Source organism: Streptomyces sp. NPDC055506 (assembly GCF_053643595.1).
The window spans coordinates 40,211-52,393 of record NZ_JBSHKH010000053.1 but is presented as its reverse complement, the minus strand read 5'-3'; the positions used below and the strand labels follow the sequence as shown (position 1 = coordinate 52,393).

The following is a 12,183-nucleotide window of genomic DNA, read 5'->3' as shown; positions in this document are numbered from 1 at the left end:
TTCCCGCGCAAGCGCGGGAATTGAATTCCGCGAGCGGAATTCTGAAAGCGTGTCAATTCGCGCAAGCGCGAATTGCAGGAATCCCGCAAGCGGGATTCCTGGGGCCGGCTACAAGAGGAGGGTGCATCGCGCGCGGGTCTGTGTAGCCACTGGGAAACCAGATCACCACCCCCATAACGGAGGTGACGGCCCATCGGGGCTGGATCGGGGCACCTCCTCCGCCGGATACGGGCTCCGCTTCGCTCCACCCTGACGCTTCCTCAACTCCCCCAAGTCCATCGTGGCCAAGCTCCACGGAAATCTCAGCGTACAGGACAACCGGCCGTTCCCGGATGGCATTCGACCGGGTATCACCTTGAAGGTAGAAGTGGACCCAAGGTGCTGCATCACTGTGATGCGCTGTGTAGTATCTGGGATGAGACACTGCTCCCCCGAGCCGCATCCGCCACAGTCGGAATCCCGGTTCTGATTACGTGCGACATCCCGCGACAAGGAGAACACGGGGCATGGCCGTGAAGCTGCGTGATCACCAGGTCGAGGCCGTTGCCGCCATCGTGCGCGGTCTCGATCTCCCGCCGGGTGGTATTCCCTTCAACGGTCTGCGCGGGCAAGTGCACGCCGCGTGCGGCACGGGGAAGACGATCATTGCTGCGGCGTCGGCGAAGCGGATTGTGCCCCGCGGGCGGGTGCTGGTGCTCGTGCCGACGCTGGATCTGCTGGCGCAGACAGTCAAGGCGTGGCACGAGGTGGGGCATCGGGGGCCGGCGGTTGCTGTGTGCTCCCTCCAGGACGATCCGGAGCTGTGGAACCTGAAGGTGCGCTCCACCACCAACCCGGTGCAGCTGGCGCTGTGGCACGGGCAGGGACCGGTCACCATCTACGCGACGTACGCGTCGCTGGGTGTCCTGGCGGAGGCCTTCGAAGGTGTCTACGGCCAGCAGCTTGATCCAGTAGACCTGGCGGTCGTTGATGAGGCGCACCGGACTTCCGGGTCGATGGGTAAGGCGTGGGCGGACATCCACGACCAGGCCGTCATCCCGGCCTACCGTCGGCTGTACCTGACGGCCACCCCGCGGATCTGGGAGGAGCGTCTCAGTCGGGAGGTTGCCGAGGGGGTGCGGGATCCGCTGCCGAGGGAGATGGCGGCTTCCATGGACGACGAGAAGGTCTTCGGGCCTGTCCTGTACAAGCTGTCACTCGCCTCGGCCGTGTCGCGGGGGTTGCTGGCGCGGTACCAGATCATCGTCCTCGAGCTCCAGGACCCCGCCCTCACCCCCGAGCGGCTCTACGGCGAAGCCCGGTACACCGAGGAAGTCCGCGGACAGCGGCTCGGGGCTCTCCAGGCCGCACTCCTGCACACCATGGCGCAACACGGCCTCAGCACGTGCATCACCTTCCACCACCGGACCATCGAGGCACAGGCCTACGCAGAAGGCCTCGAGCGCGTCGCGGCGAAGCTCCACGCCAACGAGCCGGAGAAGTACCCGGCGAAGATGTGGGCGGACTGGCTGTGCGGCGAGCACGCCCCCGAGGACCGGCGGGAAGTCCTGGGCTCGTTCGGTACTACGGCGCGGCGGGCGGTGCTTTCGAACTGCCGCGTCCTCGGGGAGGGCGTGGACATCCGCGCGGTGGACAGTGTGGCCCTGCTGGACCCCAAGGGTGCGCCGCACGACATCGTCCAGGCCATCGGCCGCGCGCTCCGGCAGAAGCCCGGACAGGGAAAACTCGCCTCATTGATCGTGCCGGTATTCCTCCAGCCGGGAGAAACACCAGAGGACATGATCGGATCGGGATCGTACCGTCCCTTGGTAAAAGTTCTTGAAGGGCTGCGGGCTCATGATGAAGAAGTCGTTGAACTGCTCGCTATCCCGCAGGAGCCTCGGAAGGACATGGCGCAGCCGTCCGTAAATATTGGCACGGAACCTGAGGAAGGCGAGGAAGAATCCCGCCTGCTGCTCCGTTTCGCGGCCCCACGTGACCCCGTGATGGTCGCCAACTGGGTCTCCTTCAACGTGATCGACACCGAGCGGCAGGACTGGGCGCGTGGCTGGGCGAAGCTCAAGGCGTACGTGGAGCGGGAGGGCCATGCCCGCGTGCCCTACGGGCATCGTGAGGAGGCGACACCCCTCGGGCAGTGGGTGGCAGAGCAGCGCAGGGCCTACGCGGCCGGGGAGATGAGCGGCCAACGCGCCCGGCGGCTCGAGCGGCTCGGCATGATCTGGTCCATGGCCGACGAGCGGTTCCAGGAGAACCTGGAAGCCGCAAAGGCCTACTACGAACAGCACTGGACACTGTGCGCGCCCCGCACCGCCACCATGCTCGACCGGCCCATCGGGCAATGGCTGTCCAACCTGCGCAGGCCCGGGGCGCTGGACGGGCACCCCGAGTGGAGGGCGGCACTGGAGGCCGTCGATGAGCACTGGGACCCGGAGTGGCCGGCGGACTGGCAACGCCACTACGCCGCGGTGCGGGAAATGCTCGCCGAAGAGAACGAGCTCGCGTACCTGGAGCCGGGCGTCACAGTCCATGGAATGGACGTCGGCCGGTGGCTCCACAAGCAACGCCAGCACACCGTCTGGCACGGACTGAAGGACGAGCAGCGCCAACTCCTCGAGCAGCTCGGCATCACACCGCTCCCGCCGGAGCAAGAGACGCCCGCCAAGGCCCCCAAGACGGCCTCCGGCGCCTTCCAGCGTGGTGTTGCGGCCCTCACCCAGTACAAAACCCGCGAGGGCCACCTGACCGTGCCAAGAGGGCATGTAGAACGGCTCGAGGATGGCACAGAGGTCCGGCTTGGGGTGTTTCTGAGTAACAGCAAGAGCAGGCGCGCCAAGCTCACCCCCGACAAGCTCGCCGCCCTCGCCGAGTTGGGCTACAGCTGGGCTGCAGAACAGTCCGGGCGCTGAGATGTGCCGATGGACGGGCATGCCCATTACCGGATGGGCCGATAAGCCGTTTGGTTCTGTATGCAGGATGCCGGGTGGGACGGAGCGGGGACACGGCGGCTCGAAGTCGAGTCGGTGGATGTGCTGTTCCATGCTGCGGGCGGGGCTAGGGAGTGTTGGAGATGGTCGTCAGCCGCCGCCGAGGTGGTCTTCGAAAATCGTCCGCCGCTGAAGCCGTTCCCGGCCCGCAAAGGCAAGCGGCTGGCGCCGGGATGGTGGTGGTCGTCCACCACGGGGCGGCTGGTGCATTACGGATCCGCTGCGATGCGGCTGCACGTGATGCTCCTCGACCGCGACCCGCGCGTCAGCGGCATGGCCGCCCGGCCGCTTGAACTGCGGTGGCATGTGCCGAGCGGGGTGCGGGCGCATGCTCCTCAGTTGATGCTGCGGCTGGCCGATGGCCAGGGGGTGCTCGCCGACTGCACAGGGAGGGGAGAGCTGTCTCGGCGTCAGCGGTCTGTTGCTGCGGTGGTCGGAGAGATCTGTACGGCGGTGGGCTGGCGGTACTGGGTGCTCGGGCCTGTCGACCCGATCTACCGGCGCAATGTGACCTGGCTGGCCGGGTACCGGCACCCACGGCACCACGGTGGTCAGTTGCTGGCTGCCGCGCTGCAGGAAGCGTTCGCCGAGCCCGCGCCGCTGTGGGAGGGCGTACGCGGGATCGGGGATCCGCTGATCGTGCTTCCCTCGCTGTTCCATGCCTTGTGGGCGGGACGGCTGGCGGCGGACCTGGGGGTGGCGATGCATGAGCGGATGCCGGTGTGGGCGCAGGCGGCAGAGTGAGGGCGGGCAGCGGGATGCCGGGCAGGCCGGTGGTGGAGCTGGGGAGCCAGGTGCGGTTCGGGGGGCGTACCTGGACGGTGGCGGCCCTTGCTGACGGTCAGGCGCGGCTGGTCGCCGAGGGCGGTGAGGTAGCGGCGGTTTTGCTGGCGCTGCTGTTCGCCGATGCGGGGTTCGAAGTCCTGGATGCTCCGGGAGTCTCAAGGGTGCCGCCGCTGGGCTTGCTGGAGTCGTTGCCGGAGGCGGTGCGGGAGCGGGCGTTTGTCTGGGAGCGGCATGTGCGGGAGGTGGAGACAGGGCGGCCGGGCGGGCCCGATGCCGCAGGCTCGCCGCGGGCGGAGTACGACCCGCAGACGCGGACGCTAGCGCAGCGCGAGGAGGCGAAGGCGGCGGAGCTGTCCGCGGCCGGCATGCCCACCAGCGCGGTGACGGTGCGGCGGATGCGGGCCCGCTACCGGCAGGACGGGGTGTGGGGGCTGGTGGATCACCGGGCCACCCGGCTGCGGTCCGTCCTGGGGCGTGCGGACGAGCGGGTGGTGGCCGCCCTGCGGGAGGTGTTGGAGGCCGGGCGGGAGCGCTCCAGCGGGACGCTGGGACGGCTTCGGATGTACACCGAGCGGCTGCTGGCCGAGCAGTACGGAGACGGGGTGGTGCGCTTGCCGTCGAGTGCGACGTTCAACCGGCTCGTGCACGCCCTCGCCGACGGCCGCGGGCTGCTGGACAGTGCGCGGCAGCGCCGCTGGCGCTCAGCCCGGCCGGCTCCCCCGTTCGTGCCGACGACGGTGATGGCGCCGGGTGAGCTGGTGATGATGGACAGCACCGTGCTGGACGCCTTCGTGGTGCTCGATGACGGGGTGGTGGAGCGTCCGGAGCTGACCCTCGCGCTCGATGTGGCCACCCGCACCATCTGCGCGGCCGTGCTGCGTGCGAAAGGGACCCGCAGCGTGGACGCGGCGCAGCTGCTGGCTCAGATGATGGTCCCGGCGCCGATGCGGCCCGGCTGGGCCGAAGCGCTGGCGATGGAACACTCGGTGGTGCCCTACGAGCGGCTGCTGAGCGTGGATGCCCGGCTGGAAGGCGCCGCGGCGCAGCCGGTGATCACCCCGCGGACCATCGTGGTCGACCAGGGCAATGTGTTCGTCTCCTCCTCGTTCATCGCCGCCTGCGAGTCGCTGGGCATTTCCGTGCAGCCCACGCCGCCGGGCAACGGGCCCGCCAAGGGACACGTGGAGCGCACCTTCTCCTCGATCAACACGCTGTTCGTACAGCACGTGGCCGGCTACACAGGCTCACACACCGGCGAGCGCGGCAAGGACGCCGAAGGCGAGGCGGTGTGGACGCTGGCCCAGCTGGACGACCTGCTGCAGGAGTGGATCATCTGCGGGTGGCAGGAGCGCGAGCACGACGGGCTGCGGCACCCGATGATGCCCCGCTGTGCCCTGACGCCGAACGAGATGTGGGCGGCGCTGGTCGCCGTGTGCGGGTACGTGCCGGTGCCGCTGGGGCGCGAGGACTACATCGAGCTGATGCCCCTCAAGCGGCAGAAGATCAACGACTACGGCATCCGCATCGACTACCGCACCTACGACCACAAGGTCCTCAACCCCTACCGCGGCGAGCCCTCGCCGGCGGCGGACGGCCTGTGGGAGATCCACTACAACCCCCACGCGCCCGGCCAGGTCTGGGTACGCCTGCCGAAGCCTGACCAGCCACGCGGATACGGGTGGGAGGCCGTGCCGTGGATCCACCACACCCTGATCAGCACCCCGTTCACCGACTTCACGTGGCAGCACATCAAGCGCACCGTCGCCCGCCGTGCAGACCGCGCCCAGCACGAACACGACCTGGCGCTCGCCCTGCGCGAGCTGCTGGAGCGCGCCGCCGCCGGGCAGGGCACCCGCCGGGAGAAGGTCGTCGCTGCCCGCGCCCGCACCGCCGCAACCGACGGTGCGGTGTGGGGGATCCTGTACGGCCAGCAGCCGGAGGCTGGGGCGCTCGAGCCTGCCGACGAGGACGTCTTCGACGACAGTGAGGACGACGAGGGGCCCCTGACCGACGACGCCGTGGGCACCTGGTCGGCTGAACACGCACAGCCGAGCGACTCCTCAGCGGCTCCAGTGCAGGAAGCCGGCGTACCTGTTCCGCGTCGGGCCAAGGTCACGGTCTACGACCCCTTCGAGGAATCCCTGCAATGGTGAGTCCGCTCTCGAACGACGCCGCGGGGTTCGCCCCGCTGGTCCCTCCGACCGTGTGGCAGGGGTGGAATGCCTTTGTCCACCGTCCCCCGGCACCCGTGCGCGACGCCGACGATCCCGCCTGGTCCCAGACGGAGCGCGAGGACTACCACTCCGAACTCGCCGTCATGCGCACCCCCGCCATGGACAGCGTGTTCACCGCCGTACGCCGGCTGCTGCTGGTCAACCGCCGCCAACAGGCCGGTGCCCGACGCGGTCTGATCATCTCCGGCCCGGCCACGACGGGTAAGACCACCACGATGATGGCGCTCGGGCGTTCCTTCCATCTGGCCGACGCCCGCCAGCACCCAGGACAGGCCGAGCGCAGGCCTGTGCTGTTCATCAGCGTGCCGCCGGCCGCCACCCCGAAGATGCTCGTCAGCGAATTCGCCCGGTTCCTCGGCATGCCCGTCACCGACCGTCTCAACCAGACCCAGATCACCGGCGCCGTGTGCGACCTGCTGTGCGAACTGGGCACCCAGCTGGTCCTCGTCGACGACGTCCACCTCCTGGACACCCAGCGGCGCGCCGGAGCGGAAACCTCCGACCAGCTCAAGTACCTCGGCGAACGCATCCCGGCCACCTTCGTCTACTCCGCCATCGACATCGAGACCTCCTCACTGCTCAGCGGGGTGCGCGGGGCGCAGATCGCCGGCCGCTTCAAGCTCTTCCGCCACCGGCCGCTGGCGTATGCGACCGAGCAGGACCGGGCGGTCTGGGACGACCTCGTGCGGGCCATGGAAGACCTGCTGCGGCTGCGCGCGCACCGGCCCGGGACCCTGGTCAAGCACGCCGCCTACCTCCATGCCCGCACCGCAGGGCGGATCGGCAGCCTCTCCCACCTCATCCGCGAAGCCGCCCTGATCGCCCTCACCGAAGGCACCGAGCGGATCACGAAGCAGCTGCTGAGCGAGGTCGAGCTCGACGCCGCCGCTGAAGCCCAGGCCCGGCCGGCCCGGCCCACACGGCGGAAGTAGGGGCATCCGGCATGGCACACCGGCGCAGCAATACCGCACCCAGCGGCGTGCCCGGGGATGGGCGTGCGGCGCGCAGGGCGGCAGCGTCCGGCGCGGTCGTGCCTGCCATGGTCGGCGGCGCGGCAGGACGGGTGGCCCCGCAGCGGGGAGAGCTGACGCTGTCGTTCCTGACCAGACTCGCCGCCCGCTACCACCTCACCCTCCGCGACCTGCTCGCCGCCGTCACCGACCTCGGCGGCCTGCAGAACCTCACCGGCATGCTGTACCCGGACAGCGAGATCCACCTCAACGCCCAGGCCCGTAACCGCGTTGCCACGCTGTGCCGCGTTCCACCGCGGGTGCTCGAGCGTGCCCTGCCCGCATGGAGGCGGGAAGAGCCGTGCGGCAAGTACGGGGCCGGCCCGGTCGGGCGGCTGATGCGCGGCGAGGAGGCCGTCGCCGCCTGGGGACCGGCCTGCCCCGCCTGCACCGCCGCCCGCACCGGACGCCGCGTACCTGCCCGGCGGTACCTGGCACCTGAGGAGCGGGTCTGCGCGCGCCACCGGTACTGGCTGCTGTACCTGCCCCACACCAGCGGCCTGCCCGTGCCCCTCGGCCAGTGCCCGGAGGTGATCGACGCTCAGCGGTGGCATGTTCGGCTGCTGCGTCGCTCCCCCACCGGAGCGCGGGCCTTCCAGGTTGCCCGCGCCGTCACGAACTCCTGGTGGGACCAGCCTTGGCCGGTCGAGGAACGGGCGTGGCCGGCCCGTCTCAACGCCACGCGACCGGACGACGCCGATCCGGGCTGGTGGAAGGTGGCCGCCCGCGACCTGATCACCTATCCCGAAACCGTCGCCCTCGCACGCCTGCTGGCCTGCCACCCCCTGCAGCGACGCATCCTTACTGAATCGGGCGGGCATCTCCCCTACCGTCTCGGCGAGCTACCCGCCCTGCTGGCTGAACTCGCCGACCAGCTCCAGCGGCCCTGGCTCGCCCACCACCTCGCCGACGTCGCCCACGGACCGCTGTTCACCTGGGCCCACTCCTGCGTACGCACCCGAGCCGCCCCCACACCCGCGGCGCAGAAGACACTGTGGAGGGTGCACTCGGCACACCGGCCCCGCCCTCTCAGCGACCTTCTGCCCCCACCGCGATCAGCCGCCGACAGCGGCCAGCCGGAGCCACGGCCGGTCAAACGGCTGCGCGGCCACAGCCTCCAAGCCGAACGTGCCTTCGAGAGAAGCCTTGCCCACGCCCGTGTCTACCACCAGCAGTACGGGCACCTGGCCGTCCCCAAGGAAGACGCTTTCGGGGAGTACCCGCTGGGCACGTGGCTGTCCAACCTGCGCACCCGCCACACCCGCATGCCCGCCCACCAAGCCGCCGCCCTCCACGCGCTGTACCCATGGTGGAACGCACCCTGGAGCACCCTGTGGCAGCGCACCTGGCACCAAGCCCGCACCCACACCCAAACCCATGGCCCGCTCAAGCCGGCCCGCGGCTTTCCCTCCACCAGCTACAGCCTGGGCGAATGGCTGTATCTGCAGTGCACCCGCTACCCCGCACTTCACCCCGAACAGCAGCGGCTCCTGGCCGAGATCGGTATCGACGCCGCGACGGCAGCCGCTGCCCGGCCCAGACGACGCAACCTCAAGGCCGGAGCCGAAGAAGCCCTCGCCCACGCCCGCTCCTACGCCGCCGAACACGGCAGCCTGGCGTCCGTAACCTCCGCAACCGTCCACGAGGGTTTCCGCCTGGGACAGTGGCTCGCCAACCAACGCAACTACCAGCGCACCGGCAACCGGCCCCTGCCCGTCGGCCGCGCCCAAGACCTCAACGCCATCGACCCCTGGTGGTGTCCGCCTTGGAACCTGCGCTGGCAGCGCCACTACTACCGCGCCCGCGACGCCGTAGACAGTCGCTTCCTCCGGGCCGAGAACGGCTTTGATGACCTCAACGACTCTGGGACCGCAGACTGGCTATGGCGCCAGTGCGCCACGTACGACGAGCTCCACCCCGAACAGCAGCAACTCCTGACCGACATCGGCATCGCTGCCGGCGTAGCCCGCGCGGCCCGGGAACACTCGCGCGCGACCTCGAAGACATCGGCTGTGGATCGGGTCTTGGACATGGAAGACACGGCGAGCCGCGTCAGAAGGCTTGCAGACCCTGCGGCTCTGACCGGTCGGCGTCACGCTCGGCGTGCCGCCGAGTTGAAGCGTCCCCGCGAGCCCCGCAGCCATCTGGGGCACCGCCCCGATCTGAGGCCGGGCTTCGAGGCGGCCCTGGCCCACGCCCGGGCCTGGCACGCTGAACACGGCCACCTCGCCGCCCCCCGCGACACCCTCTACAACGGCTTCCAGCTCGGCTGGTGGCTGTTCAGCCAACGCAACCGAGCCAAACAACGCGCCCGAGCAGGACAGCCGCCCTCACCCCACCTGACCGAGCTCACCGCGATCGACCCCTGGTGGAACCCACCCTGGGATCTGCACTGGCAGCGCAACTACTACCGCGCCCGCGACCACGTCAAAGCGGGCTGCCCCTTCGACCCCGCAGCCCGCATCCCCGCCCCAAGCACCGTCCTGGGCAGCTGGATCACCCGGGCATGCCTCCAGTACGACCAGCTCCACCCGGACCAGCAGCACCTGCTGAACACGATCGGCATCACCGCTCAGACCGCCGGACAGTGGCCGCCCAGCCCCCGCCCCCGGCCCCATGCCGAAGCCCTCACTCACGCCCGTACCTGGGCTAGCGAACACGGCCATCTCTGTCCGCCGATCAAGACCGTCCACGACGGCTTCCCCCTCGGCGAATGGCTCAACCGACAGCGCGAACTCGCGAAGAAACGCAGCAGCCCCTCCCCCACCCAGCAAGCACTCGCCACGATCGACCCCTGGTGGAACCCGCCCTGGCCCATCCTGTGGCAACGCGCCTACCACCACGCCCACACCCACCCCCGCCACCCGGCAGCCCGAAACTGGGTCCACAGCCAGCGCCGTGGCTGGCTACTCCTCCACCCCGACCAACAACACCTCCTGGTCAGCATCGGCATCGCCCCCGACCTGATTCGCTAACGCCCGTACCCGAGCTGAGCCCTGTCCCGACAATGAGCAGATGGCCGACGCGCGCTTCTTCAACGACGAGCCCTTCCTCGACCACGAGGAAGGACCTGACCTGCTCGGACACGGACAGTACGCCCAACATGTCATCAACCTGATGGACCGGGTAAGGAACCAGACCGAAACCGGAGTCCTCGCGCTGATCGGCCCCTGGGGCTCGGGCAAGTCCAGCGTCCTGGGCAAGGTGACACGCCGCCTACGGGACGGCGCAGCCAGCGATGACGGCTGGCTGGTCGCGGAACTCAACCCGTGGCTGTACTCCGATCTGGAGTCGCTCACGCTGGCGCTGTTCAGCGAGATCCGCGAAGCCCTCCCAGATAACGGGCGGTGGTCCGAGGCGCGAGAGAAGATCGGCGGATTCGGCAAGGCCATCAGTCCTCTGGGGAAGGTCACTGCTCTCTTCGGCCTGGACTCCGAGGGGCTGATCCAGGAGGTCAGCAACCGCATCAGCGGCGACACGAGCGCATCCGCCGCCAAACACAAAGCCGGGGAAGCCCTGCGCAAAGCGGGCCACCCGGTCCTCGTCGTCATGGACGACTTGGACCGCCTCACCCCCGAGGAGCTCCTCGTCGTCTTCAAGCTGGTACGCCTGGTAGGGCATCTGCCCAATGTGTACTACCTGATCAGCTTCGACGAACGGACCCTTCTGGACGTCCTGCAACGCAGTGAGCTCGTCGGTAACAGCGAGCCGCGCGCACGCGACTTCTTGGAGAAGATCATCCAGGTCCGGCTGGATCTTCCCGCCTTCCGCGAGCGCGACGCCGACCTCCTGGTCGACCGCTCCCTCGCCGCAGTCCTCGCGTCGCACAGCCTGGTCTTGACGCCCGGCGAGCAGCAGCGGCTCTCCGAGGCCTACTACCGGCACCTGCAGGCCCGGCTGCGCACCCCGCGCGCCATCAAACGGTTCTTCGGTCAGGTGGACGCCACCCTCGGCCAGCTCACCGGCAACGTCGACATCGTCGACTTCCTGATCGTCACCTTCCTGCGCACCAGCGAGCCCCGTGCCTACCAGTTGCTGTGGCAGCACCGAGCCGAACTCACCGGCACCAGCATGAACCTGCCCTCGCGCCGCGACGAGCGGCCCGAACAGAGCATCGAGCGCTGGCGTGCCAGGCTGCAGGAGGCGGGCGTCGCCGAGCAGCACCTGGACGGCGTGATCGGCCTGATGGGGATGTTGTTCGCACCAGTCCGGCAGGCTCTCGGCCATGGCATCAACTTTCAGGCCATCGCGCGGCGGCGCGGCATCGGCAGCATCGACTACTTCGACCGGTACATGGTCTTCGGCGTCCCCGACGACGACCTTCCCGAGCACACCTTCGACACCGCCCTGCAGCAACTGGCCGACAACACCCCAGGCACCGAAGCAGACGAACTCCTCCTGCGCCTGCGCGACGACACCCAGCGCATCACCCGCCGCATCGGTTACAAACGCGACGCCGGTGCCCCCCTGCCGGCGGCCGCGCTCCTCAAAGCCGCAGCTCCGCACTACGGCCACCTCACCGCCGCCCCTCAAGGGGCCCTCGGCCTGTTCACTGCGGACCGCGCCATGGACTTCCTCGCGAAAGACCTCCTGACCGACCTTGCCGATCCCGACCGGTCCGCAATCTTCAAGACCATGGCCGAGACCCCTGACGGAGCCGTCCTGGCTGCTCGCACCCTCCAACGCGTCACAAGCCGCAACGACTCCGACACCCCGGACCGCCCACAGGCAGCAGCCACCCTCGACTGGGTAGGTGAGGCCCGCTCACTGATCAGCCACGAGATCGCCCGGCACCTCACCCCCGCCGCGAGCCGGCCCGTACACGGACTCACCGAACAGGAGATCACCCTCATCTGGGCGTGGCGTCACACCGACTCCGAGATCTGCCGGACCTGGATCAACCAACGTTTCGACCAGGGGTGGAACTCGCTTGACCTCCTCGCCACGCTCCTACCGCCCGACCGGGCCCCGCTTCCGGTCATCGACGACGCCACCCTGCAAAGCCTCGACGCGCTCATCGGCCTCGAAGCGCTGTACAGCCGCCTCGGCCCACTCCTCGACACCCCCGCGGCCGACCCCGACAACTCCCCGGAAGAACACCGGGCCCGCATCCTCCAAGCACTGCGCGAACACCGCGGCAACACCCCTGTCAGCGGCTGACCACCCCCT

General features: G+C 69.3%; 6 protein-coding genes. All 6 read left to right on the top strand.

Going from position 1 to position 12,183, the window contains the following annotated elements:
- Positions 1-506 precede the first annotated feature (506 nt).
- The 6 genes from ACWIF2_RS21235 to ACWIF2_RS21210 all read left to right on the top strand — a co-directional run bounded on the left by ACWIF2_RS21235 (position 507) and on the right by ACWIF2_RS21210 (position 12,174).
- Positions 507-2,906, top strand: a complete 2,400-nt coding sequence (locus tag ACWIF2_RS21235; protein WP_454362161.1) for a Helicase associated domain protein — start codon at positions 507-509, stop codon at positions 2,904-2,906.
- Positions 2,907-3,020: 114 nt separating this feature from the next.
- Positions 3,021-3,728, top strand: a complete 708-nt coding sequence (locus ACWIF2_RS21230; RefSeq protein WP_454362159.1) for a TnsA-like heteromeric transposase endonuclease subunit — start codon at positions 3,021-3,023, stop codon at positions 3,726-3,728.
- 14 nt (positions 3,729-3,742) lie between these two features.
- Positions 3,743-5,923 carry a Mu transposase C-terminal domain-containing protein gene (locus ACWIF2_RS21225; RefSeq protein WP_454362157.1) on the top strand — a complete coding sequence of 727 codons (2,181 nt, stop codon included), beginning with the start codon at positions 3,743-3,745 and terminating at the stop codon, positions 5,921-5,923.
- Complete coding sequence (locus ACWIF2_RS21220) at positions 5,917-6,936, top strand: TniB family NTP-binding protein (protein ID WP_454362155.1); 1,020 nt, start codon at positions 5,917-5,919, stop codon at positions 6,934-6,936. The genes ACWIF2_RS21225 and ACWIF2_RS21220 overlap by 7 nt, the downstream gene beginning before the upstream one ends.
- Positions 6,937-7,043: 107 nt before the next feature.
- A complete protein-coding gene (locus ACWIF2_RS21215) occupies positions 7,044-9,989 on the top strand; it encodes a Helicase associated domain protein (protein WP_454362164.1) in 2,946 nt (981 codons plus the stop codon).
- 40 nt (positions 9,990-10,029) lie between these two features.
- The gene (locus ACWIF2_RS21210; RefSeq protein WP_454362153.1) at positions 10,030-12,174 is read left to right on the top strand and encodes a KAP family P-loop NTPase fold protein; all 2,145 of its coding nucleotides are present in this window, start codon (positions 10,030-10,032) and stop codon (positions 12,172-12,174) included.
- Positions 12,175-12,183: the final 9 nt, after the last annotated feature.

Excerpts from the sequence above, each read along its gene's own strand:
- ACWIF2_RS21235 (WP_454362161.1), top strand. The coding sequence starts at position 507 with ATGGCCGTGAAGCTGCGTGATCACCAGGTCGAGGCCGTTGCCGCCATC.
- ACWIF2_RS21225 (WP_454362157.1), top strand. The coding sequence starts at position 3,743 with ATGCCGGGCAGGCCGGTGGTGGAGCTGGGGAGCCAGGTGCGGTTCGGG.
- ACWIF2_RS21220 (WP_454362155.1), top strand. The coding sequence starts at position 5,917 with ATGGTGAGTCCGCTCTCGAACGACGCCGCGGGGTTCGCCCCGCTGGTC.
- ACWIF2_RS21215 (WP_454362164.1), top strand. The coding sequence starts at position 7,044 with ATGGTCGGCGGCGCGGCAGGACGGGTGGCCCCGCAGCGGGGAGAGCTG.
- ACWIF2_RS21210 (WP_454362153.1), top strand. The coding sequence starts at position 10,030 with ATGGCCGACGCGCGCTTCTTCAACGACGAGCCCTTCCTCGACCACGAG.